Genomic DNA, 24096 nt, shown 5'->3' with positions numbered 1-24096 from the left:
CGTTTTCCCTTGAAAGAGTCCCGCCATGCGTGCAGTTGCCATCAGCCAGCCAGGTCCCGCCGACGTTTTGCAGATCGTCGAGTGTCCCGTTCCCGCCTTCAAAGCGGGCGAACTGCTGATCAAGGTGCACGCGGCCGGCATCAACCGTCCCGACGTGCTGCAACGCCTGGGCAAGTATGCGCCGCCAGCGGGCGCATCGGATTTGCCTGGCCTGGAAGTGGCCGGTGAAGTCGTCGATGGCGATTTCAGCAATACCGCATTCAAGAAGGGCGACCTCGTCTGCGCGCTGGTGCAGGGCGGCGGCTATGCCGAATACTGCGCCGCACCCACCGGCCAGTGCCTGCCCTTGCCGAAGGGATTGACTGCGCTGGAAGGCGCGTCCCTGCCGGAAAACTTCTTTACCGTCTGGAGCAATGTCTTCGACCGCTGCGCGTTGCTTGAGGGTGAAACGTTATTGGTGCAGGGCGGCACGTCCGGCATCGGCGTGACGGCCATTCAATTGGCGGCCGCCCTGGGTCACCGCGTGTTCGCCACGGCCGGCAGCGACGAGAAGGCGCGCGCCTGCGAAGCGCTGGGCGCCGAACGGGGCATTAACTATCGGACGGAAGATTTCGCCGCCGTCGTCAAGGAGCTGACTGGTGGCAAGGGCGTCGACGTCATCCTCGATATGGTCGGCGGCGACTACCTGCCGCGCGAAATCGATTGCCTGGCCGACGATGGCCGCATTGGCCTGATCGCCGTGCAGGGCGGCACCAGGGCGGAACTGGACCTGGGCGCCTTGCTGCGCCGTCGCCTGACGGTGACGGGTTCCACCTTGCGTCCCCGTTCCGTCGCCTTCAAGGCGGCCATCGCGAATCATCTGCGCACGACCGTCTGGCCGCTGATCGAGGCGGGCAAGATCAATCCCGTAATCTATAAAACTTTCCCGTTGGAAAAAGCCAACGAGGCGCATGCCTTGATGGAAGCGAGCACGCACGTGGGCAAGATCATGTTGCAAGTTGTTTGAATCGGGGCACTGCCTGTTTGACCGGCATCGGTGCCGGAGTTAGAATGACGGGTTATTAGAATTTAGGCTACTATGCGTCGCAAACTCGTCGTCGGAAATTGGAAAATGAACGGCAGTCGCACCTCGAACGCGGTGTTATTGTCTGAAATAGTTGCTGGCCTGGCTGCCTCTGGCGCCGCCAGCGCCGTCTGTGTGCCTGCGCCGTATCTGGCGCAGTGCCAGACGCAATTGGCAGGCACGGCTCTCGGCTGGGGTGCGCAGGATGTGTCCGCGCATGCCAGTGGCGCCTACACGGGAGAAATCTCGACCGCCATGCTGCAGGATTTCGGCTGCGGCTATGTGGTGATCGGACATTCCGAGCGCCGCGCCTACCATGGCGAGAGCGATGCGCAGGTGGCGGCCAAGACGGTTGCGGCGCTGGCGGCGGGCATCACGCCTATCGTCTGCATCGGCGAAACCCTGGCGCAGCGCGAAGCGGGCCAGACCGATACGGTCGTGGCGCAGCAGCTGGGTGCCGTGCTGGCGGCGATTTCCGCCGACGACGTGGCGAAACTGGTGCTGGCCTATGAGCCGGTCTGGGCCATCGGCACGGGCAAGACAGCCACGCCGCAAATGGCGCAGGACGTGCATCAGGTATTGCGCGGCCAGCTGGCGGCAAAGAATGCGGTAGCAGCGACCGGCGTGCAGATCCTGTACGGCGGCAGCATGAAGCCGGAGAACGCCAAAGAATTGATGGCGATGCCGGATATCGATGGCGGTCTGATCGGTGGAGCAGCATTGAAGGCGGCGGATTTCCTGGCAATTATTCACGCCGCTGATTGAATTAATTTAAACTAAGAATGGAATTGCAATGAACATGATGTTCAATCTGGTAGTGGTAGTACAGGTTATTTCGGCATTGTCGATTATCGCGCTGGTGTTGTTGCAGCACGGCAAGGGCGCCGACATGGGCGCCGCCTTCGGTTCGGGCGCCTCGGGCAGCCTGTTCGGTGCGACGGGTTCGTCGAACTTCATGTCGAAATCGACGGGCGTCGCCGCCGCGATCTTCTTCGGCGCCACCCTGGCCCTGTCGCTGATGGCCAATCAGCGCGCCACGACGGTCGGCGGCGGCGTGATGGATAAAGTCGTCAAGCCAGTGCCGGTCACCGGCGCGGGCGCGATCCCGACGACGGTACCTGCGGCAGCTCCGGCTGCCAGCGCTCCAGCGGCGGCGGCACCGGTTGCCAGCACCCCGGCAGGCGCGATTCCAAAGTAATTTTTGTATGAGCTCGATACCTCATCGAGAGTAATTCTCATTACGGGCAGATTATTGCTCAATGTTTCAGCAGCGCGGCAGGAAAAAATCGTGACGCGCTGGAAGATGTAAAAATTTATCGTTTTTATCTGTGTTTTGATGCATTTGTGCATTAACTTTAGCGCCAAAGCAGAGTAGAATACGGGCCTTACCGCCGACGTGGTGAAATTGGTAGACACGCTATCTTGAGGGGGTAGTGGCGAAAGCTGTACGAGTTCGAGTCTCGTCGTCGGCACCAGAAATCAGAAGCCAGCAACGGCGCACGAGCCATGGCTCGTACAAAGTTGCTGGCTTTTTTTACGAGGATGTGTCGTTCGATCCTGGTCTTAGCTTTGATTGGGGTCGTGCGTTAGATACGCTGCAAATGATCGCAGCGTCCTCATTTAACCGATCGTTCAATATAAGCTCATCAATCGTGAACCTCGAAAATTACTTCCCCGTCCTGCTGTTTATTATTATCGGCCTTGGTGTCGGTATCGCTCCCCAGCTCCTGGGGCGCCTGTTAGGTCCTAACAAGCCTGACGCAGCAAAACTCTCCCCGTACGAATGTGGCTTTGAAGCATTCGAAGACGCGCGCATGAAATTTGATGTGCGCTACTATCTGGTCGCAATCCTGTTTATTTTGTTCGATCTGGAAACGGCATTCTTTTTCCCATGGGGCGTTGCAATGCGCGACCTGGGCTGGGCCGGTTTCGTCACGATGATGGTGTTCATCGCTGAATTCGTGGTCGGATTTTGGTACATTTGGAAGAAAGGTGCCCTTGACTGGGAATAAGCCATGGCTATTGAAGGCGTATTAAGCGAAGGTTTCATCACCACCTCGGCCGACAAGCTGATCAACTGGGCGCGCACCGGGTCTATGTTCCCGATGACGTTCGGTCTGGCCTGCTGTGCGGTCGAAATGATGCATGTGGGCGCAGCCCGCTACGATATGGACCGTTTCGGCGTCGTGTTTCGTCCGTCGCCGCGTCAGTCCGACGTCATGATCGTTGCCGGCACCCTGTGCAACAAGATGGCGCCGGCCCTGCGCAAGGTCTACGACCAGATGGCAGAGCCACGCTGGGTCATCTCGATGGGTTCCTGCGCCAATGGTGGCGGGTACTACCATTACTCCTATTCCGTGGTGCGCGGTTGCGACCGCATCGTGCCCGTCGACGTGTATGTGCCTGGCTGTCCTCCGACCGCTGAAGCCTTGCTGTACGGCATCATGCAGTTGCAGAACAAGATCAAGCGTACCAGCACGATCGCACGCTAACCGGGCCGCTTCAGATTATGACAACACATTTAGAAGTATTGCAAAACGCCCTCGGCACAGCCCTGGGCGATCGCGTTAGCACGACGGTTGCGCTGGGCGAAGTCACCCTGGTCGTCAAGGCCGAGGATTACCTGGCCGTGATGCAGACCTTGCGCGACGATCCGGCCCTGCATTTCGAGCAGCTGCTCGACTTGTGCGGCGTCGACTACTCGACCTATGGCGACGGTAGCTGGGATGGCCTGCGTTTCGCGGCCGTCTCGCACTTGCTGTCGGTCAAGCACAACTGGCGCGTGCGCGTGCGCGTGTTCGCGCCGGACGACGACATGCCGCTGCTGCCCTCCGTGGTGAACATCTGGCGTGCCGTCAACTGGTACGAGCGCGAAGCGTTCGACCTGCTGGGCATCCTCTTCGAAGGCCACAACGACTTGCGCCGCCTGCTGACCGACTACGGTTTCATCGGCCATCCGTTCCGCAAGGATTTCCCCGTCTCCGGCTATGTCGAGATGCGTTACGATCCGGAACAAAAGCGCGTGATTTACCAGCCCGTGACGATCGAGCCGCGGGAAAACGTGCCGCGCGTGATCCGCGAAGAACATTACGGGATGAAATAATGGCTGAGATTAAGAACTACACCCTGAACTTTGGGCCACAGCATCCGGCCGCGCACGGTGTGCTGCGCCTGGTGCTGGAGATGGATGGCGAAGTCATCCAGCGCGCCGACCCGCATATCGGCCTGCTGCACCGCGCCACCGAAAAGCTGGCCGAACAGAAGACCTATCTGCAATCCGTGCCGTACATGGACCGTCTCGACTATGTGTCGATGATGTGCAATGAACACGCGTACGTGATGGCCATCGAAAAGATGCTGGGCCTGGAAGTGCCGCTGCGCGCGCAATACATCCGCGTCATGTTCGACGAGATGACGCGCATCCTGAACCACCTGATGTGGCTCGGCACCCACGCGCTGGACGTTGGCGCCATGGGCCCGTTCCTGTATTGCTTCCGCGACCGCGAAGACTTGTTCGACGCCTATGAGGCAGTGTCGGGCGCGCGCATGCACGCGGCCTACTACCGTCCGGGCGGCGTGTACCGCGACCTGCCGGACGCGATGCCGCAGCACAAGGCCTCGATCATCCGCAACGCCAAGGCGATCGGCAAGCTGAACGAAAACCGCCAGGGTTCCCTGCTGGACTTCATCGAAGACTTCGCGCGCCGCTTCCCGAACTCGGTGGACGAGTACGAAACCCTGCTGACCGACAACCGTATCTGGAAACAGCGTACGGTCGGCATCGGCGTCGTCTCGCCGGAAGATGCGCTGGCCATGGGCTTTACGGGCGCCATGCTGCGCGGCTCGGGCGTGCAGTGGGACTTGCGCAAGAAACAGCCGTACGAAGTGTACGACCTGATGGATTTCGACATTCCTATCGGCACCAACGGCGATTGCTACGACCGCTACCTGGTCCGCGTGGAAGAGCTGCGCCAGTCGAACCGCATCATCAAGCAATGCGTGGAGTGGCTGCGCAACAATGAAGGTCCTGTCATGACCAGCAACCGCAAGGTGGCGCCTCCGGGCCGTGTCGACATGAAGACCAACATGGAATCCTTGATTCACCACTTCAAGCTGTTTACGGAAGGTTTCCACGTGCCGCCAGGCGAGGCCTACAGCGCCGTGGAACACCCGAAGGGCGAGTTCGGCGTGTATCTGGTGTCCGATGGCGCCAACAAGCCGTACCGCATGAAACTGCGCGCGCCAGACTACGCCCACTTGCAGTCGCTCGACGAAATGGCGCGTGGGCACATGCTTGCCGACGCCGTGACCATCATCGGGACGCAAGACATCGTGTTCGGCAGTATTGACCGCTAAGAGGCAAAAAGTATGTTGTTATCAGAGCAATGCTATAAGAAAATTGACCGCGAGCTGGCCAAGTATCCGGCCGACCAGCGTCAGTCGGCCGTCATGGCCGCGCTGGCCCATGCCCAGGATGAACTGGGCTGGCTGGCGCCGGAAACCATGAAGGAACTGGCCGACTACATCGGCATGCCGGCGATTGCCGTGCAGGAAGTGGCCACGTTCTACAATATGTACAACGTGAAACCCGTGGGCAAGCACAAGATCACCGTGTGCACCAACCTGCCATGCGCGCTGTCGGGCGGCGTGCGCGCTGCAGACTACCTGAAGCAGAAACTGGGTATCGATTTCCGCGAAACCACCGCAGACGGCCAGTTCACCCTGGTTGAAGGCGAGTGCATGGGTGCTTGCGGCGATGCGCCTGTCTTGCTGGTCAGTAATAAAACCATGTGCAGCTGGATGTCGAACGAGAAAATCGACGCCATGCTGGAGGAACTCAAGAAATGACGTCACTCCACAACCGCCATATCGATCCATTGATCCTGAAGGATCTGGATGGCAAGAACTGGCATTTGCAAGATTATGTGAACCGCGGCGGCTATTCGGCCCTGCGGCGTATCCTGGAAGAGAAAATCACGCCGGAACAGATCATCGCCGACCTCAAGGCGTCGTCCTTGCGCGGCCGTGGCGGCGCGGGTTTCCCTACCGGCTTGAAGTGGAGCTTCATGCCGCGCCAGTTCCCGGGCCAGAAATACCTCGTCTGTAATACAGATGAAGGCGAACCGGGCACTTTCAAGGACCGCGACATCATTCGTTACAATCCCCATGCGCTGATCGAAGGCATGGCCATTGGCGCTTATGCGATGGGCATCACCGTGGGCTACAACTATATCCACGGCGAGATCTTCCAGGAATACCTGCGTTTCGAAGAAGCGCTGGAAGAGGCGCGCGCCGCCGGTTTCCTGGGCGACAAGATCATGGGCAGCGAGTTCTCGTTCCAGTTGCATGCGCACCATGGTTATGGCGCCTACATCTGCGGTGAAGAAACGGCCCTGCTGGAGTCCTTGGAAGGCAAGAAAGGCCAGCCGCGCTTCAAGCCGCCTTTCCCTGCCTCGTTTGGCCTGTACGGCAAGCCGACGACGATCAACAACACGGAAACCTTCGCGGCCGTGCCATTCGTGCTGAATATCGGTCCAGAGAAATACCTGGCGATGGGCAAGCCGAACAACGGCGGTTCGAAGATCTTCTCGATCTCGGGCGACGTGGAAAAACCGGGCAACTATGAAGTGCCGCTCGGCACCCCGTTTGCGACCCTGCTGGAACTGGCAGGCGGCATGCGCGGTGGCAAAAAGATCAAGGCCGTAATCCCTGGCGGTTCGTCCGCTCCGGTGATCCGCGGCGACATCATGATGCAGACCGACCTGGACTACGACTCGATCGCGAAAGCCGGTTCGATGCTGGGTTCGGGCGCCGTCATCGTGATGGACGAAACACGCTGCATGGTAAAGGCGCTGGAACGCCTGTCCTACTTCTACTTTGAAGAATCGTGCGGCCAGTGTACGCCTTGCCGTGAAGGCACAGGCTGGATGTACCGCATGGTGCACCGCATCGAGCAGGGGCAGGGTCGTCCAGACGACCTGGACATGCTCAACTCGATCGCCGACAACATCCAGGGCCGCACGATTTGCGCGCTGGGCGATGCGGCTGCCATGCCGGTACGGGCCTTCATTAAGAATTTCCGTGAAGAATTTGAATATCATATCGAGCACAAGCATTGCTTAGTGCCCGCATATATCTAAGCTGCGTCAGGTAACGATCACCATGGTTGAAATCGAAATAGACGGCAAAAAAGTCGAAGTCCCTGCTGGTAGCATGGTGATGGACGCCGCCAACAAATTGGGAACCTACATTCCGCACTTCTGCTATCACAAGAAATTGTCGATCGCAGCGAACTGCCGCATGTGCCTGGTCGAAGTGGAAAAGGCCCCCAAGCCTTTGCCCGCTTGTGCGACCCCGGTCAGTGCCGGCATGATCGTGCGCTCCGCCAGCGATAAAGCTGTGCAGGCGCAAAAGTCGGTCATGGAATTCTTGCTGATTAACCACCCGCTCGATTGCCCTATCTGCGATCAGGGCGGCGAATGCCAGTTGCAAGACTTGGCAGTGGGCTACGGCAAGAGCGAATCGCGCTACAAGGAAGACAAGCGAGTCGTCACGCCGAAGGAAGCCGGTCCGCTGGTCTCCATGCAGGAAATGTCGCGCTGCATCCAGTGCACCCGTTGCGTACGCTTTGGCCAGGAAGTGGCCGGCGTGATGGAGCTGGGCATGATCGGCCGCGGCGAACACTCGGAAATCGTGTCGTTTGTCGGCCAGTCGGTCGACTCGGAACTGTCGGGCAACATGATCGACCTGTGCCCGGTTGGCGCACTGACCTCGAAGCCGTTCCGCTACAGCGCCCGTACGTGGGAACTGTCGCGCCGCAAATCGGTCAGCCCGCATGACGGCCTCGGTTCGAACCTGATCGTGCAAGTGAAAGCTGGCAAGGTCAAGCGCGTATTGCCGCTGGAAAACGAAGCCGTCAACGAGTGCTGGATCTCGGACAAGGACCGTTTCTCGTACGAAGCGCTGGACAGCGCCGAACGCCTGACTTCCCCGATGCTGAAACAAGGCAACGAGTGGAAGGAAGTCGATTGGCAAACCGCGCTGGAATACGTGGCGCACGGCCTGAAAAACATCAAGCACGAGCATGGCGCCGACGCCATCGCCGCGCTGGCAACGCCGCATTCGACGGTCGAAGAGCTGGTCCTGCTGCAAAAAGTGGCCAACGGTCTCGGTTCCGAGAACGTCGACTTCCGCCTGCGCCAGACCGACTTCGCGCTCGACGCCGGCGTCAAGCCATGGCTGGGCATGCCGATCAGCGAATTTGGCCAGATCAAGCGCGCCTTCGTCATCGGCTCGTTCCTGCGCAAGGACCACCCATTGCTGGCCACGCGTTTGCGCGCGTCCGTCAAGGGCGGCGCCAAGCTGTCGATCCTGCACGCCTCCGACGATGATCAATTGATCACCATCGCCAACAAGATGATCGTCGCACCAAACGATTGGCTGGCGGCCTTGTCGGAAGTGGTCGCCGCTGTTGCGAAAGCCAAAGAAATCGCCGCGCCAGCTGGTTTTGAAGCGGTTGCCGCTTCGGACGTGGCTGTGGCCATCGCCGCCAGCCTGATGGCTGGCGACCATGGCGCCGTGCTGCTGGGTAACGCGGCAACGCAACACCCGCAAGCGTCGCAACTGCATGCTGCCGCGCAATGGATCGCCGAACAGACGGGCGCCAAGCTCGGTTACCTGACGGAAGCGGCCAACACGGTTGGCGCGCACCTGGTCGCCAAGCCGCGCGCCAACGTGCAAGCTGCCTTTGCCGTACCGAAAAAAGCCTACGTGCTGCTGCACGCCGAGCCGGAACTCGATGCCGCCAATCCACAAGCGGCCCGCGCCGCCCTGGATGGCGCCGATATGGTCGTGGCCATGTCCGCCTTCAAGCACGGCATGGATTACGCCGATGTCTTGCTGCCGATCTCGCCGTTCGCTGAAACCTCGGGCACCTTCGTCAACTGCGAAGGCCGCGCGCAAAGCTTCAACGGTACCGTCAAACCGCTGGCGGAAACCCGTCCAGCCTGGAAAGTGCTGCGCGTCCTGGGCAACATCCTGGGCCTGGCCGGTTTCGACTACGACACTTCCGAAGCGATCCGCGACGAAGCGTTTGGCGCCGGCGTGACCGATCTGTCGGCACAGCTGAACAACATCGCCAAGAACGCACCGGAAGCGGCAACGTACGCACCGGCTTCGCCAGCGCTGCAACGCATCGCCGACGTGCCGATCTACTTCGCCGACGCGCTGGTACGCCGCTCCGAACCGTTGCAACGCACGGTCGATGGCGCCACGCCGCAAGCACACCTGTCCGCCGAACTGGCTGGCAAGCTGGGCATCAAGGCGGGCGACAAGGTCAAAGTGGCGCAAGGCTCCGGCAGCGCCATTCTGGTGGCGGCAATTCACGCCGGCCTGCCAGCCAATGTGGTCAAGGTGTCGGCGGCGCATGCCTCGACGGCTGGCCTGGGCGGCATGTTCGGTGACATCACAGTTGAAACAGCAGAGGGGAAAATCTGATGGCTCTGCCTGAATTTGTAAACGTCATCAACAGCAGTGGCCAGGATTTGCTGGGCGGTTCTTGGCCGTTCTTCTGGACCCTGATCAAGATCCTGTGCGTGCTGTTGCCGCTGATGGGCCTGGTTGCCTACCTGACCTTGTGGGAACGCAAGCTGATCGGCTGGATCCAGATCCGCGTCGGCCCGAACCGCGTGGGTCCGCTGGGCTTGCTGCAGCCGATCGCCGATGCGCTGAAACTCTTGTTCAAAGAGATCATCATCCCGTCCAAGGCCGCCAAGGGCCTGTTCGTGATCGGTCCGATCATGACCATCATGCCGGCCCTGGCCGCCTGGTCGGTCGTGCCGTTCGGTCCGCAAGCCGTGCTGGCCAACGTCAACGCGGGTTTGCTGATGCTGCTGGCGATTACCTCGATGGAAGTCTACGGCATCATCATCGCCGGCTGGGCCTCGAACTCGAAGTACTCGTTCATGGGCGCCATGCGCGCGTCGGCGCAGATGATTTCGTATGAAATCCCGATGGGCTTCGTGATGGTCATCGTGCTGATGGTCTCGGGCAGCCTGAACTTCATCGACATCGTTGGCGGCCAGCAGATCGGCTACTTCGCCGACAAGGGCGTGAACTTCCTGTCGTGGAACTGGCTGCCGCTGCTGCCGATGTTCGTCATCTACATGGTGTCGGGCCTGGCTGAAGCCAACCGTCACCCGTTCGACGTCGTCGAAGGCGAGTCGGAAATCGTTGCCGGCCACATGGTCGAGTACTCGGGCATGGCCTACGCCATGTTCATGCTGGCCGAATACGCCAACATGATCCTGATCGGCGCGCTGACTTCGCTCATGTTCCTCGGTGGCTGGTCCGCACCATTTGCCTTCCTCGAGTTCTGGGGTGGTTTCGGCGGCTTCTTCTGGCTGTTCGCCAAGACCTTCTTCATCGTGTCGGTGTTCATCTGGGTGCGCGGTACTTTCCCACGCTACCGTTATGACCAGATCATGCGCCTCGGCTGGAAAGTGTTTATCCCGTTGACGCTGGTCTACCTGGTCTTCGTCGCTGCCTGGATGCAGACATCCTGGAATATTTGGAAGTAAGAGAGTGCATACGAATGGATAAGGTAAAAGATTTCTTCAGCAGCCTCTTGTTAGGCGAGCTGATCAAGGGCATGGCGTTGACAGGCAAGTACATGTTTTCGCGCAAGATTACGGTGCAATTCCCGGAAGAGAAGACACCGATCTCGCCGCGTTTCCGTGGCTTGCACGCGCTGCGCCGCTACCCGAACGGCGAGGAACGTTGCATCGCCTGCAAACTGTGCGAAGCGGTTTGCCCGGCGATGGCCATCACGATCGAATCGGAACAGCGTGACGACGGTTCGCGCCGCACCACGCGTTACGATATTGACTTGACCAAGTGCATCTTCTGCGGTTTCTGCGAAGAGTCCTGCCCGGTCGATTCGATCGTCGAGACGCAAATCCTGGAATACCACGGCGAGAAACGCGGGGATTTGTATTACACGAAAGAGATGTTGCTGGCCGTGGGTGATCGTTATGAAAATGACATCGCCGCTGCGCGCGCCGCCGACGCACCTTATCGCTGATGGATGCGCCGTAGCCACTGGCTGCGGCGCGCCCCTCGTTCATCTGTACGTCTATTGGGTTTTTTATGGACTTTAAAACAATTTTGTTTTACGCCTTCGCGCTGATCTTGATTCTGGCAGCGACGCGCGTCATCACGGCCCGTAATCCGGTCCACGCAGTACTGTTCCTGGTACTGTCCTTCTTTTCCGCAGCGGGCATCTGGATGCTGCTGCAAGCTGAATTCCTGGCCATCGTGCTGGTATTGGTGTACGTCGGCGCCGTGATGGTGCTGTTCCTCTTCGTCGTCATGATGCTCGATATCAATATCGACCGCATGCGCGAAGGCTTCTGGGGCTACCTGCCTTTGTCGGTGACGGTGGGCGTGATCATCGTGCTGGAAATGGCCGCTGTCCTGTGGCACGGTTTCCGCAACTTTGCGCCTAGCATCGCGCCGGTCAACGTCAACCTGGGCGGCACCAAGGAACTGGGCCTGCTGATCTACACGGAATATGTGTTCGCCTTCGAGATCGCCGCCGTCGTGCTGCTGGTGGCCATCGTTGCCGCAGTCGCGCTGACCCTGCGCAAACGCAAGGACACCAAGCACTTTGCTCCAGGCGATGCCGTGCGCGTCAAGCGTAACGACCGCCTGAAGATCATCAAGATGGACGCGGTTGTCGAGCGTCCTGCGGCTGAGCCGGAAGTTAAGGAGGCACCATGACATTATCGCTCACACATTTTCTGGTCCTGGGCGCGATCCTGTTCGCAATCTCGATCGTCGGTATTTTCCTGAACCGCAAGAACATCATCGTATTGCTGATGGCAATCGAATTGATGCTGCTGGCGGTGAATATGAATTTCATCGCGTTCTCCCATTTCATGGGCGACGCGGCCGGTCAGATCTTCGTTTTCTTCATCCTGACGGTTGCCGCCGCTGAGTCGGCTATCGGTCTGGCTATTCTGGTGGTGATGTTCCGTAATCTGGATACCATCAACGTCGAAGACCTGGACAGCCTCAAAGGCTGATGTTTTTCAGACTCGATCTCTCGAATAATAACGATTAAGGTTCATCATGGCGGGGCAACTCCTCAACCCTAACCTCCTTCTTGCCGTACCGCTGGCGCCGCTGGCCGGTGCCGCGATTGCAGGCTTGCTTGGCACCCAGTTCCTGGGTAATTTGGTCGGACGCAAGACGTCGCATACCGCGACGATCCTGGGCGTACTGATTGCGTTCATCCTGTCCGTGCAGACACTGCTGGCAGTGATGGATGGCGCGACATTCAATGGCACGATCTATAACTGGATGACGATCGGCACCCTGAAGATGGAAGTGGGCTTCCAGATCGATTCGCTGTCGGCGATGATGATGTGCGTGGTCACCTTCGTCTCCCTGATGGTGCACATCTACACGATCGGCTACATGAAGGACGACGAAGGCTACAACCGCTTCTTCGCCTACATCTCGCTGTTCACGTTCTCGATGCTGATGCTGGTCATGGCCAACAACTTCCTGCAACTGTTCTTCGGTTGGGAAGCCGTGGGCCTGGTTTCCTACCTGCTGATCGGTTTCTGGTACCAGCGTCCGACGGCGATCGTGGCCAACATGAAGGCTTTCCTCGTCAACCGCGTGGGCGACTTCGGCTTCATCCTCGGTATCGGCCTGCTGCTGGCTTACGCCGGCACCATGAACTACCAGGAAGTGTTCGCCAAGAAAGACGAACTGGCGCTGTTGAGCCTGCCAGGTACCGACTGGGCCCTGCTGACCGTAGCCTGCATCTGCCTGTTCATTGGCGCGATGGGCAAATCGGCGCAGTTCCCGCTGCACGTGTGGCTGCCTGACTCGATGGAAGGTCCTACCCCGATCTCGGCACTGATTCACGCCGCGACGATGGTGACGGCCGGTATCTTCATGGTCTCGCGCATGTCGCCGCTGTTCGAACTGTCCGACACGGCACTGTCCTTCATCCTGGTGATCGGCTCCATCACGGCGCTGTTCATGGGCTTCCTGGGCATCATCCAGAACGACATCAAGCGCGTCGTTGCTTATTCGACCCTGTCGCAGCTCGGCTACATGACCGTGGCGCTCGGTTCGTCCGCGTACTCGGTAGCCGTGTTCCACCTGATGACGCACGCATTCTTCAAGGCACTGCTGTTCCTGGGCGCCGGTTCCGTCATCATCGGCATGCACCACGATCAGGACATCCGCAACATGGGCGGCCTGCGCAAGTACATGCCGATCACGTGGATCACGTCATTGGTCGGTTCGCTGGCCCTGATCGGCACGCCGCTGTTCTCCGGTTTCTACTCGAAAGACAGCATCATCGAAGCCGTCGAAGCGACGCACATCTGGGGCGCTGGCTTTGCCCAGTTCGCCGTGCTGGCTGGCGTGTTCGTCACCGCCTTCTACTCGTTCCGCATGTATTTCCTCGTCTTCCATGGCAAGGAACGTTTTGGCCAGGCGCATGCGCACGGTCACGACGACCATCACGCACCGAAAGCGGCCCATGGCGCGCACGGCGATGCACATGACGATCATCACGAGGAAGAGGAAGACGACCACGCGCACCACGGTCTGGAACCTGGCCAGAAGCCGCACGAGTCCCCATTCGTCGTCTGGTTCCCTCTGGTGATGCTGGCGATCCCGTCGCTGATCATCGGTTACCTGACGATCGGCCCGATGCTGCATGGCGATTTCTTCAAGGGCGTGATCTTCGTCGGCGAAAACCATCCAGCAATGGAAGAGTTGTCGCATGAATTCCACGGCGCAATGGCGATGGCGATCCATGGCCTGTCGACAGCACCGTTCTGGCTGGCATTGTCCGGCGTGGTGGCAGCCTACTACTGCTACATGGTCAACCCGCGTGTACCGGCCTGGTTCTTTGCCAAGTTCCACGCGATCCACACCCTGCTGGACAACAAGTACTACATGGACAAGTTCAATGAAGTCGTGTTCGCCGGCGGTGCCCGCTTGCTGGGTAATGGCCTGTGGAACTTCGGTGACAAGAAGCTGATCGATGGCCTGCTGGTCAACGGTAGCGCCAAGGTCGTCGCCTGGCTGTCCTCGCTGTCGCGAGTGCTGCAGACCGGCTACATCTATCACTATGCATTCGTGATGATCCTGGGCGTGCTGGGCTTCCTGATCTATTTCCTGCCATTCTGGCCCGCTAAGTAAGCTGACCTGATAAAAGAATACTGAGAACCATGATGCAGTCTACGATTTCTACATTACCTCCTTACCTGAGTCTGTCGATCTGGGTGCCGATCATTTGCGGCGTCCTGATCCTGGCTCTCGGCCGTGACAGCAAAGCGGGCTTTACCCGCTGGCTGTCGCTGGCTGGCGCCGTGCTCAGCATGCTGTGCACCTTGCCGCTGATCCAGCATTTCGACAACGCCGCACACGGCATGCAATTCGTCGAAAAAGCACCGTGGATAGCAACCTTCAATATCTGGTACTCGCTGGGTATCGACGGCCTGTCGCTGTGGTTCGTGCCACTGACGGCCTTCATCACGGTCATCGTCGTCATTTCGGCCTGGCAAGTGATCGAGAAGCGCATCGCCCAGTACATGGGCTCCTTCCTGATCCTGTCGGGCCTGATGATCGGCGTGTTCTGCGCGCTGGACGGCTTGCTGTTCTACTTCTTCTTTGAAGCAACCCTGATCCCGATGTTCATCATCATCGGTATCTGGGGCGGTTCGAACCGCGTGTACGCGTCGTTCAAGTTCTTCCTGTACACCTTCTTCGGTTCGCTGCTGACCCTCGTTGCCATCATCTACCTGCGCAATGTGTCGGGCACCTTCGACATCCTGGCCTGGCACGCGTTCAAGCTGACGATGAACGAACAGATCTTCATCTTCCTGGCCTTCCTGATGGCGTTTGCCGTCAAGGTGCCGATGTTCCCCGTTCACACGTGGTTGCCGGACGTCCACGTGGAAGCGCCTACGGGCGGTTCCGCCGTGCTGGCCGCCATCATGCTGAAACTGGGCGCCTACGGCTTCCTGCGTTTTTCGCTGCCGATCACGCCGGACGCCAGCCACTACCTGTCGGGCTTCATGATCGCCTTGTCGCTGATCGCCGTCATCTACATCGGTCTGGTTGCCCTGGTGCAAACCGACATGAAAAAACTGGTCGCCTATTCGTCGATCGCGCACATGGGTTTCGTGACCCTGGGCTTCTTCATGTTCAACGACATCTCGGTGCAGGGCGGTATCGTGCAGATGGTCTCGCACGGCTTCATCTCCGGCGCGATGTTCCTGTGCATCGGCGTGCTGTATGACCGCATGCATACCCGCAACATCGCCGACTACGGCGGCGTCGTGAACCGCATGCCGAAATTTGCCGCCTTCTTCGTACTGTTCTCGATGGCCAACTGTGGTCTGCCAGCGACGTCCGGCTTCGTCGGCGAGTTCATGGTGATCCTGGGCGCGGTGAAATACAACTTCTGGATCGGTCTGCTGGCTGCAACGGCACTGATCTGGGGCGCGGCGTACTCGCTGTGGATGGCCAAGCGCGTGGTGTTCGGCAAGATCAAGAACAAGCATGTGGCCGAACTGACCGACATCAACAAGCGTGAATTCTTCATGCTTGCTGTGCTGGCCATCGCCGTGCTCGTGATGGGTCTGTACCCAGCCCCGTTCACCGACACGATGCAAACTTCGGTTGCTGACCTGCTGCAGCATGTCGCCACCAGCAAGTTGCCTTAAATAGAAGACCGATAACATGACTAATGCACCTAATCTGGTACCGCTGTACGCGGAAATCTTTCTGCTGATCGCCACGTCGGCGCTCTTGCTGATCGATATGTTCTTGCCTGCGGCGAAGCGTTCGATCACCTATGCGCTGTCCCTGCTGACCTTGGCAGGCTGCGCCTTGCTGACCGTGGGCGACTTCAACGCGGGCACCACCGTCTACACGTTCCACAACATGTTCGTGTCGGACCCGATGTCGCAGCTGCTGAAACTGTTCTCGTACGGCGCCGTGGCGCTGACCCTGATCTACTCGCGTGCCTATGCCACCGACCGCAACATGCTGTCGGGCAACCTGGGCGGCGAGTTCTACGTGCTGGCCCTGTTTGCACTGCTGGGTCAGATGATCATGATCTCGGCCAACAACTTCCTGATCATCTACCTGGGTCTGGAACTGATGTCGCTGTCGCTGTACGCGCTGATCGCTCTGCGCCGTGACAATGCCAAGGCCACGGAAGCGGCCATGAAATACTTCATCCTGGGCGCGCTGGCTTCCGGTTTCATGTTGTACGGTATCTCGATGCTGTACGGCGCCTCCGGCACCCTGGATCTGGGTGAACTGCGCGTAGCGCTGGAAAACGGCAAGACCAACGGCACCATCATGGTCTTCGGCCTGGTGTTCCTCGTAGCCGGCCTGGCCTTCAAACTGGGCGTCGTGCCATTCCACATGTGGGTGCCTGACGTGTATCAAGGTTCGCCAACGGCCGTGACCCTGTTGCTGGGCGGCGCGCCGAAACTGGCCGCGTTTGCCATCACCCTGCGTTTGCTGGGCGAGGGCTTGCTGCCGATGGCGCATGACTGGCAGCAAATGCTGCTGGTGCTGGCCGTGATGTCGCTGGCCATCGGTAACTTCACCGCCATCGCGCAAACGAATCTGAAGCGTATGTTGGCGTACTCGACCATCGCGCAAATGGGCTTCGTTCTGCTGGGCCTGCTGTCCGGTACCGTAGACGCACCGAACAACACCCTGAACGCGGCTGGCGCAGCCACCGCCTACGGCGCCTCGATGTACTACGTCATCACCTACGTGTTCACCACCCTGGGTACCTTCGGCGTGATCATGTTGTTGGCACGCAGTGGTTTCGAAGCGGAAGAACTGGCCGACTTCAAGGGCCTGGGCAAACGCAGCCCGATCTTCGCTCTGGTGATGACCCTGTTCATGTTCTCGCTGGCCGGCGTGCCGCCGCTGATGGGCTTCATGGCCAAGTACTCGGTGCTCGCTTCCGTGCTGGCCACGGGCCAGCTGTGGCTGACCATCGCCGCCGTACTGTTCTCGCTGATCGGTGCCTTCTACTACCTGCGCGTCGTGAAAATGATGTGGTTCGACGAGCCGACCGATACCAACGCGCTGGTCGTGCATGGCGACATGCGCGTCGTGCTGGCACTGAACGGCGTGTTCGTTCTGGCGCTGGGCGTGATGCCTAACAGCATCCTGGCGGCCTGCGCTTCGGCCATCACCAAGACCCTGGCGTCCTGACCGATGGATGTCACCGTCTCGAGCTGGCTGGTGATCGCCCTGGGTATCCTGGGCGCCAACCTGCCTTTCCTGAACGAGAAACTGTTTGCCGCCGTGCCCCTGAAAAAGGCGGCGCAGGCGGAGCAGGGCTGGCGCAAGCCGCTGGCGCTGCGCCTGCTGGAGATGGTGATTCTGTACTTCATCGTCGGCGCCGTGGCCTTCGCGCTCGAAGCGCGCATCGGCAACGGTTTCCCGCAGACGTGGGAGTTCTATGCCATCACCGGATGTCTGTTCCTGGTGCTGGCTTTCCCAGGCTTTGTCGGACGCTACCTGCGCAAACGCCGTTAGCAACAACGACCGAAAGCGGCGCCTCTGGCGCCGTTTTTTATTGAATAAAGGAATTCCATGGATACCCAAGCCACTGATACGCAATTGATTGAAACCAAGGTCGATGGCGAGCTCGTCTACCAAGGCGGCTTCCTGCGCGTGCAGCGCGACCGTGTTGCCCTGCCGGACGGCAAGATCACGGCGCGCGAATTCGTCCTGCATCCGGGCGCCGTCGTCATCCTGCCGCTGCTCGACGATGGCACGGTGCTGATGGAACGCCAGTACCGCTATCCACTGGACCGGGTCTTTATTGAATTCCCGGCCGGTAAAATCGACGCGGGCGAATCGCACCTGGCGTGTGCCCAGCGCGAGTTGCTGGAAGAGACGGGCTACACGGCCAGCGACTGGCAATTCGTCTCCACCATCCACAACGCCATCGCGTATTCCGATGAACATCTGGAACTGTTTTTGGCGCGCGGACTCGTGGCTGGCGAACGCCAGCTCGATGAGGGCGAATTCCTCGAGACATTTACGGCCACGGTGCCGCAGCTGCTCGACTGGGTCAAGGATGGCACGATCACGGACGTGAAAACCGTCATCGGCATCTTCTGGCTCGACAAGATCACCAGCGGCGTGTGGCAGCCGGCCTGATACAGCGCATGCGCACGGCAATCTTCCTGCTGCTGGCGGCCGCCAGCCTGGACACGCTGGCGGCCGCGCGCACGCCGTTCCAGGTGCGCTGCGAAGACACGATCAGCAAGACGGTGTCCGTGCTGACGACGCAGCAGAATGGCTATTCCATCGACACGCATCTGCCGTACAAGGCCCTGACGGTGATGAAGGGCATGGCGCGCGCCAACACCTGGGTACTGGGCTTGACGAAGACGGATTCGCGCGTGGCCATCGCCCTGGCCGGCCCCATGCTGCAAGACCCGGCTAGCGGCTATGAATGCGTGGCGCCGCAGATTACCGTGAGCCTCACGTATGCGCCCGTGGTGATCTATATCGGCCGCGAGTTTGCCCCCGGCACTTGCGCGTATGATGAGATACTCGCGCACGAGCTGCGGCACATGAAGACCTATATGGAACACTTGCCGCGCGTGGAAAAGACCGTGCGCGCGGCGCTGGCCAAACGCTTTGAGGCGCGGCCCCTGTACGCGCCCAGCGGCACGGCCAAGGCGGCGCTGGCGCGCGAGATCGACACGGGCTGGTTGCCGTACATCAAGGCCGAAATGCGCAAGGTGGAAACCTTGCAGGCGGCCATCGATTCTCCACAAGAATATGCGCGCCTGGGCAAGGCGTGCAAAGGAGAAATCCAGAACATCTTGGCGGGCAAGGCAGCGCCCGCCAACTAGACAAGGAATGGCATGACAGCAGCACCGAATACCGTCCGCTACTTTGCGCTGATCCCCGCCGCTGGCGTGGGCGCGCGCATGGAAGCGGGCAGTCCCAAGCAGTATTTAACCATCGCCGGCAAACCCATGCTGCGCCATGCGCTCGACGCCTTTCTCGCCAGCCCCCTGATCGCGCACACCTATGTCGTCGTCAGCGCCGACGATGGCGTGATCGACACGGTCGTGCCGGAACAGGGCGTCACTGTGCTGCGCTGCGGCGGCGCCACGCGCATGGAAAGCATCCTTAATGGCTTGCACGCCATGCACGGCGGCATCGCTGCCCACGACCAGGTGCTGGTGCACGACGCGGCCCGTCCCGGCCTGACGCCGGCGCTGATCGAAAAGCTCATCACCGAAGTCGGTGAGCATGCGGCCGGGGGCTTGCTGGCCTTGCCCGTGGTCGACACCGTCAAGCGGGCGGGGCAGGGCGGCCTGTCTGCGCAGACGGTGCCGCGCGACGGCCTGTGGCTGGCGCAGACGCCGCAAATGTTCAGCTATGCCTTGCTGCACAAGGCATTATCCGAAGCGCCCGATCCGCAAGCGATCACGGACGACGCCAGCGCCGTCGAAGCGCTGGGCCTAGCGCCCAGGCTCGTCGAAGGCCACCCGCGCAACCTGAAGGTGACCTTGCCGCGCGACATACATACGGCCGAGCTGTATTTGGCCCATCCTTGAATTCCTGAGAGACCCGCATGAACCCAACGACTCCCGACCTCCCATTTCGCATCGGCCAGGGCTATGACTGCCACGCGCTGGTGGAAAACCGCGACCTGATCATTGGCGGCGTGAAAATCCCCCATCACCTGGGCTTGCTCGGCCATTCCGATGCGGACGTGCTGCTGCACGCGATCACGGACGCCATCTTCGGCGCGGCCGCCCTGGGCGACATCGGCCGCCATTTCCCCGACACGGACGCGCAATTCAAGGGTGCCGATTCGCGCACCCTGCTGCGCGAAGCCGTGCGCCGCGTGCAAGCCACCGGCTATGTGATCGGCAACATCGACGCCACCATCATCGCCCAGCGCCCGAAAATGGCGCCGCATATTGCCGCCATGTGCGCCAACGTGGCCGAAGACCTGGGCGTGAGTGTGAGCCAGGTCAACATCAAGGCCAAGACGAATGAAAAGCTCGGTTACCTGGGCCGGGAAGAAGGCATCGCGGCCGAAGCCGTGGCCTTGCTGTTGCGCGCCTGAGCGTACCCGGCAGCGCTGTTTCAATGATTCCTGAAAATTAATATTTCTAAAGTGAAATTTGGTGAAAATTTAACGTTATTGTCATGATAATATTTGTCCGCTTTTTCGGACGCGACAAGACGTCACCTTATAACCACGGGAATATTGAGAGAACGGAATCATATGCGCAGTCGTATGCAAGGGCCAGTCGTGCGCTGGTTGGGCGTTGGGATGCTGGCCATGGCCATGCTGGCCGGGTGTGGCGGTGGCGGTGGTGGCGGTGGCGGCGGAAACGATACTATATCGCCTCCGCCGGTCAATACGGCACCAAAAGCCGCTGTCTACTTTGCTGGCACGGTCAGCAATGGCAGCAGCGGTGCCGACGCTACCGCCACCACAGGCGCCGATGTGGTGCTTGATGCGTCTGGTAGCAGCGATGCGGAAGGCGATGTACTCAGCTATATCTGGAGCCTGGTCGCCAAACCTGCTGGCAGCGCCTACGTGCCCGTTACTCCCACCGGTGCCAAGCTCAGTATCAAGCCCGATGTACTGGGTAACTATGTATTCAATTTGCGTGTGACAGACAGCAAGGGTGCGTTCTCAGACAAGAGCGTAACTGTGATTGCCGACAATACCCCACCGAATGCGGTCACTGTGATTCGGGCTACCTTTACGGCGGTGCCAGTGAATCAGCCGCCCCTGACCGTGTCGGTCGGTTCTGGCGTGGCCCTCGACGCCTCAGGCAGTACGGATGTCGACGGCGACGTCGTCAGTACGACATGGCAATTGATAACAAAGCCGGTCGACAGCATGTCCACGCTGTATGCCACGGGACAAGGCGCCGTCTTCTCGCCCGATGTGATGGGCATGTACCAAGTGCGCGCCCACACTACCGATGGCAAGGGCGCATATGCAGACACGGTGTACCAGATCAGTGCCGCCAACAAGGCGCCGGTCGGCGTCATCCGCGGTACGGTGGCTGTTATCAGCCGCGACACGCAAACGGTGCCGATAGGCCAGCCGGTGGTCACCAGCGGCATCCTGAGCTATGACGAGGGTGGTGCTCCGCTGAGCTATGCCTGGGCGGTCGATACCCGTCCGTCCGGTTCTGTTGCCGTTGTAGGTGCAGCGACGGCGGCGATTCCTGCATTTACGCCGGACGTGGCTGGTGCTTACGTGTTGTCGCTGACAGTGAGCAACGGCCGCCAGACGGCCGTCGCTTACCTGAAGCTCAATGCGGTCACGTCGACTTCGAGCGTGGTCGCATTGCCGTTCAAGCCGGTTGAAATGCGTTATAGCCAGGCTGTTGACCGCCTGGTCGTGGTGACTGCGGAGCCGTACACAATCAAAGTCATCAATCCGGTCGATGGTGCGACCACCAGCATTGATCTGCCGACAGCGGTCAAGACCTTCAATCTGAGTCCGGACGGCAAACTGGCTGCTGTGTTGCATGATGGCGTGGTCAGTCTGGTTGATCTGGTGTCGGGGAGCCTGTTGAAATCGTCCGGCACCGGTGGCATGCAAACGGAAGTATTCGTTACCAACGCCGGCGTGGTATTTCTCTCGGGCCAATCGACTGTTTCATACGCACGGCCCGCTGTTGCTGTTATCAACGCACGTACGGGACAGGCGATGCCTTCGCTTGAGTTTGGCAATAGCGGTTTCTATGGCGCCCTGCGCGGCGTGTTTGCGGCATCGAAGAACAAGGCATTTCTCTCGCAGGGTAATTACGCGACTCTCTCGTATTTCACCATTGACCCGCAAACGCACGCCATCCTCACCAACGGCACTGTGTATAGCGACTATTACATTTCGTCACCGTTCTTCCTGTCTCCGAAGGAAGATTTGTTGTTTACCGCAAACGGTACCTACTTTAGTACCGATACGTTGCAATACATGGGGCGCTTTACCTTTGGTTCAAGCAGCAGCGGCGGCAGCAACAGCATGCAAGCGATGAGTTATTCGCCCGCCAGAGCGGAAGTGTTGCTGATGGAAAGTTCGCTTGACTACGCTTATCCAGCCAACGATACGGTATATCAGACCAGCTACAAGAAATATAGCGGTGAACTGCTGTTCCCTGCAGGCAGTGTTAGCCTGCCGGTGATTGGCGGCGAACAAAGTTACGGCATCGGCATCTTCCACACGGCCGCTGGCGACCCAGTGGCGCTGGTGCAGACGGGGGGCGCACAGAAGGGCACCGCGCGCGCCAAGTACTATCTGGTGTATCGCTGATCGCATGAGACGGCGGCGCGTCCGCCGTGTAATCTGTGCTATTTTTAAAGGCGGCGCGATGGCAAAGACCATCCCGGCCGCCTTTTTTCATTGACGACACAGGAGAATTTCCGATGCCAACCATCAAGCGCACACGCCTTGCCACCGCACTGCTGCTGGGAGCTTTCGCCGCTTGCGCCATGCCCGCCCACGCCGAACCGCAAGCCACGGGCGAGCCGCCCGCCGCCAGACAAGGCTGGAAGGCCGAGACCGTCGCGCAGGGCGTGCGCCAGCCGTGGGGTATTGCCTGGCTGGGCGAGGGACGCGCGCTCGTCACGAGCAAGCAGGGGACCTTGCATCTGCTTAACGGCAAAAAGTTCGAGGACGTTGCGCTCGAAGGCATGCCCAAGGTGTTTACGGGCGGACAGGGCGGCCTGCTCGATATCGTCGTTCATCCGCAGGATGCGGGCAAGGCTGCGCCACGGGTCTACATGACCGTGTCGACGGGCACCAACGACGCCAACCGTACGACCCTCGTGCGCGGCGTGTTCGACGGCAAGAAGGTGACGGGCATCCAGACCCTGTTCAAGGTGGCCACGGACAAGAGCGGCGGTCAGCATTTCGGTTCGCGCCTGCTGTGGCTGCCGGACGGCACTTTGCTGATGAGCGTGGCCGATGGCGGCAATCCGCCGCTGCGCATCGGCGACCGCCTGGCGCGCGAGCAGGCGCAAAACCTGGCCACGCATCAGGGCTCCATCCTGCGCCTGACGGAAGACGGCAAACCGGCGCCCGGCAATCCGCTGGCGGCCAAGGGGGCCTTGCCGGAAATCTGGTCGTACGGCCACCGCAACGTGCAGGGCCTGGCGCTCGATCCTGTTTCCGGCCGCGTGTGGGCCACGGAACACGGGCCGTATGGTGGCGACGAGCTGAACCTGGTGACGGCAGGCGGTAATTACGGCTGGCCTTTGCAAAGCTATGGCGCCGACTACAAGACGCATGAGCCAGTTGGTAAGCACGAAGTGGCGGGCATGCTCAATCCGAGCGTGGCCTGGGTGCCGTCGCCGGCTCCGTCGGGGCTGGCCGTCTACACGGGCGAAAAGATCGCCGCCTGGCGCGGCAGCATCTTCAGCGGCGGCCTGGCGGCCAAGGATATCCGCCGCATCGCCGTCGATGCCAGCGGCAAGGTGACGGGGCAGGACCGTCTGGACATCGGCGCGCGCGTGCGCGACGTGCGCCAGGGGCCGGACGGCTATCTGTATGCGTTGACCGATGAAGACAATGGCCGCTTGCTGCGCATCGTGCCGCAGTAACACGCCAGGCGCCCACTTCGCTTAAGATGGCGCCTTTACTTCATTCAAGGTGGCGGCATGGCCCGTGATACTTATGCATACCGGCACGTTGCCGTCGAATCGCGCGCCATCGATGGCCACGTGGAAATCCGTCCCGTGCCTGGCCAGGCTTTCTCACCCGAGCTGGCCGTGCAGTGTTCACGCCGCCTGGCCGACCTGCAGCGCTATCCGTTGGGCAGCCGTTTTTTACTGTTTGCCAAGCTGACGGACCGCTTGGGCGGCACGCCCTTCCTGTATGCATATCACGGCGACGCGGACGTCGTGATGACGCCGGCCGAAGTGACGAAATTCCTCGGCGAATTCCGCCGCGGCCGCATCTGATT

General features: G+C 60.1%; 25 protein-coding genes and 1 tRNA gene. All 26 read left to right on the top strand.

From position 1 onward, the window contains the following. Positions 1-25 precede the first annotated feature (25 nt). The 26 genes from JAB6_RS08075 to JAB6_RS07950 all read left to right on the top strand — a co-directional run bounded on the left by JAB6_RS08075 (position 26) and on the right by JAB6_RS07950 (position 24094). Entirely contained in the window at positions 26-1006 is a 981-nt protein-coding gene (locus JAB6_RS08075) for an NAD(P)H-quinone oxidoreductase (protein ID WP_070302193.1), read from the top strand. A gap of 72 nt (positions 1007-1078) precedes the next feature. Then, positions 1079-1828, top strand: coding sequence for a triose-phosphate isomerase (tpiA, locus tag JAB6_RS08070; RefSeq protein WP_083292602.1), 750 nt, complete (start codon positions 1079-1081; stop codon positions 1826-1828). Positions 1829-1856: 28 nt separating this feature from the next. Then, a complete protein-coding gene (gene secG / locus JAB6_RS08065) occupies positions 1857-2261 on the top strand; it encodes a preprotein translocase subunit SecG (RefSeq protein ID WP_034749996.1) in 405 nt (134 codons plus the stop codon). A gap of 192 nt (positions 2262-2453) precedes the next feature. Further along, positions 2454-2538: transfer RNA gene (locus tag JAB6_RS08060), tRNA-Leu, on the top strand. A 177-nt stretch (positions 2539-2715) separates the two neighbouring features. Further along, positions 2716-3075, top strand: a complete 360-nt coding sequence (locus JAB6_RS08055) for an NADH-quinone oxidoreductase subunit A (protein ID WP_010399734.1) — start codon at positions 2716-2718, stop codon at positions 3073-3075. 3 nt (positions 3076-3078) lie between these two features. Further along, the gene (locus JAB6_RS08050) at positions 3079-3555 is read left to right on the top strand and encodes an NADH-quinone oxidoreductase subunit B family protein (protein WP_010399733.1); all 477 of its coding nucleotides are present in this window, start codon (positions 3079-3081) and stop codon (positions 3553-3555) included. A gap of 17 nt (positions 3556-3572) precedes the next feature. After that, on the top strand, positions 3573-4166 hold the full coding sequence (locus JAB6_RS08045) for an NADH-quinone oxidoreductase subunit C (RefSeq protein WP_034749994.1): 594 nt from the start codon (positions 3573-3575) through the stop codon (positions 4164-4166). Then, positions 4166-5419 (top strand): NADH-quinone oxidoreductase subunit D, encoded by a 1254-nt coding sequence (locus tag JAB6_RS08040; RefSeq protein ID WP_034749992.1) that lies wholly within the window; start codon positions 4166-4168, stop codon positions 5417-5419. Before JAB6_RS08045 ends, JAB6_RS08040 begins: the two co-directional genes overlap by 1 nt. Positions 5420-5431: 12 nt before the next feature. Then, the gene (nuoE, locus tag JAB6_RS08035; RefSeq protein ID WP_034749989.1) at positions 5432-5911 is read left to right on the top strand and encodes an NADH-quinone oxidoreductase subunit NuoE; all 480 of its coding nucleotides are present in this window, start codon (positions 5432-5434) and stop codon (positions 5909-5911) included. After that, complete coding sequence (gene nuoF, locus JAB6_RS08030) at positions 5908-7203, top strand: NADH-quinone oxidoreductase subunit NuoF (protein ID WP_010399729.1); 1296 nt, start codon at positions 5908-5910, stop codon at positions 7201-7203. Before nuoE ends, nuoF begins: the two co-directional genes overlap by 4 nt. 22 nt (positions 7204-7225) lie before the next feature. Then, positions 7226-9559: an NADH-quinone oxidoreductase subunit NuoG gene (gene nuoG, locus JAB6_RS08025; protein WP_070302190.1), complete on the top strand. Its 2334-nt coding sequence runs from the start codon at positions 7226-7228 to the stop codon at positions 9557-9559. Beyond that, positions 9559-10641: an NADH-quinone oxidoreductase subunit NuoH gene (gene nuoH / locus JAB6_RS08020; protein WP_034749983.1), complete on the top strand. Its 1083-nt coding sequence runs from the start codon at positions 9559-9561 to the stop codon at positions 10639-10641. The genes nuoG and nuoH overlap by 1 nt, the downstream gene beginning before the upstream one ends. Before the next feature lie 14 nt (positions 10642-10655). Beyond that, complete coding sequence (gene nuoI, locus JAB6_RS08015) at positions 10656-11144, top strand: NADH-quinone oxidoreductase subunit NuoI (RefSeq protein WP_010399726.1); 489 nt, start codon at positions 10656-10658, stop codon at positions 11142-11144. Positions 11145-11209: 65 nt separating this feature from the next. Continuing rightward, positions 11210-11842, top strand: a complete 633-nt coding sequence (locus JAB6_RS08010) for an NADH-quinone oxidoreductase subunit J (protein WP_034749981.1) — start codon at positions 11210-11212, stop codon at positions 11840-11842. Further along, on the top strand, positions 11839-12147 hold the full coding sequence (gene nuoK / locus JAB6_RS08005; RefSeq protein ID WP_010399724.1) for an NADH-quinone oxidoreductase subunit NuoK: 309 nt from the start codon (positions 11839-11841) through the stop codon (positions 12145-12147). The genes JAB6_RS08010 and nuoK overlap by 4 nt, the downstream gene beginning before the upstream one ends. Before the next feature lie 46 nt (positions 12148-12193). Continuing rightward, positions 12194-14293, top strand: coding sequence for an NADH-quinone oxidoreductase subunit L (nuoL, locus tag JAB6_RS08000; protein WP_034749978.1), 2100 nt, complete (start codon positions 12194-12196; stop codon positions 14291-14293). A 29-nt stretch (positions 14294-14322) separates the two neighbouring features. Next, entirely contained in the window at positions 14323-15822 is a 1500-nt protein-coding gene (locus tag JAB6_RS07995) for an NADH-quinone oxidoreductase subunit M (RefSeq protein ID WP_070302188.1), read from the top strand. Between the two features lie 16 nt (positions 15823-15838). After that, entirely contained in the window at positions 15839-17341 is a 1503-nt protein-coding gene (nuoN, locus tag JAB6_RS07990) for an NADH-quinone oxidoreductase subunit NuoN (protein ID WP_070302186.1), read from the top strand. Positions 17342-17344: 3 nt separating this feature from the next. Next, a complete protein-coding gene (locus JAB6_RS07985) occupies positions 17345-17668 on the top strand; it encodes a DUF2818 family protein (RefSeq protein ID WP_034749970.1) in 324 nt (107 codons plus the stop codon). A 57-nt stretch (positions 17669-17725) separates the two neighbouring features. Further along, a complete protein-coding gene (locus tag JAB6_RS07980) occupies positions 17726-18298 on the top strand; it encodes an NUDIX domain-containing protein (protein WP_034749968.1) in 573 nt (190 codons plus the stop codon). 8 nt (positions 18299-18306) lie between these two features. Continuing rightward, a complete protein-coding gene (locus JAB6_RS07975) occupies positions 18307-19002 on the top strand; it encodes a hypothetical protein (RefSeq protein ID WP_070302317.1) in 696 nt (231 codons plus the stop codon). A 12-nt stretch (positions 19003-19014) separates the two neighbouring features. Then, entirely contained in the window at positions 19015-19716 is a 702-nt protein-coding gene (gene ispD / locus JAB6_RS07970; RefSeq protein WP_070302184.1) for a 2-C-methyl-D-erythritol 4-phosphate cytidylyltransferase, read from the top strand. Positions 19717-19733: 17 nt separating this feature from the next. Further along, positions 19734-20234: a 2-C-methyl-D-erythritol 2,4-cyclodiphosphate synthase gene (ispF, locus tag JAB6_RS07965; RefSeq protein ID WP_070302182.1), complete on the top strand. Its 501-nt coding sequence runs from the start codon at positions 19734-19736 to the stop codon at positions 20232-20234. Positions 20235-20453: 219 nt separating this feature from the next. Continuing rightward, positions 20454-22445, top strand: coding sequence for a hypothetical protein (locus JAB6_RS07960; RefSeq protein ID WP_139143318.1), 1992 nt, complete (start codon positions 20454-20456; stop codon positions 22443-22445). A gap of 113 nt (positions 22446-22558) precedes the next feature. Next, complete coding sequence (locus JAB6_RS07955) at positions 22559-23734, top strand: PQQ-dependent sugar dehydrogenase (RefSeq protein ID WP_070302178.1); 1176 nt, start codon at positions 22559-22561, stop codon at positions 23732-23734. Between the two features lie 57 nt (positions 23735-23791). Next, complete coding sequence (locus JAB6_RS07950) at positions 23792-24094, top strand: hypothetical protein (protein WP_070302176.1); 303 nt, start codon at positions 23792-23794, stop codon at positions 24092-24094. Positions 24095-24096: the final 2 nt, after the last annotated feature.

Origin of the sequence: Janthinobacterium sp. HH104 (assembly GCF_001758715.1) — a bacterium.
GTDB classification, from domain to species: domain Bacteria; phylum Pseudomonadota; class Gammaproteobacteria; order Burkholderiales; family Burkholderiaceae_D; genus Janthinobacterium; species Janthinobacterium aestuarii.
The sequence above is the reverse complement of the archived record's forward strand: the minus strand, read 5'-3'. Positions and strand labels throughout refer to the sequence as shown.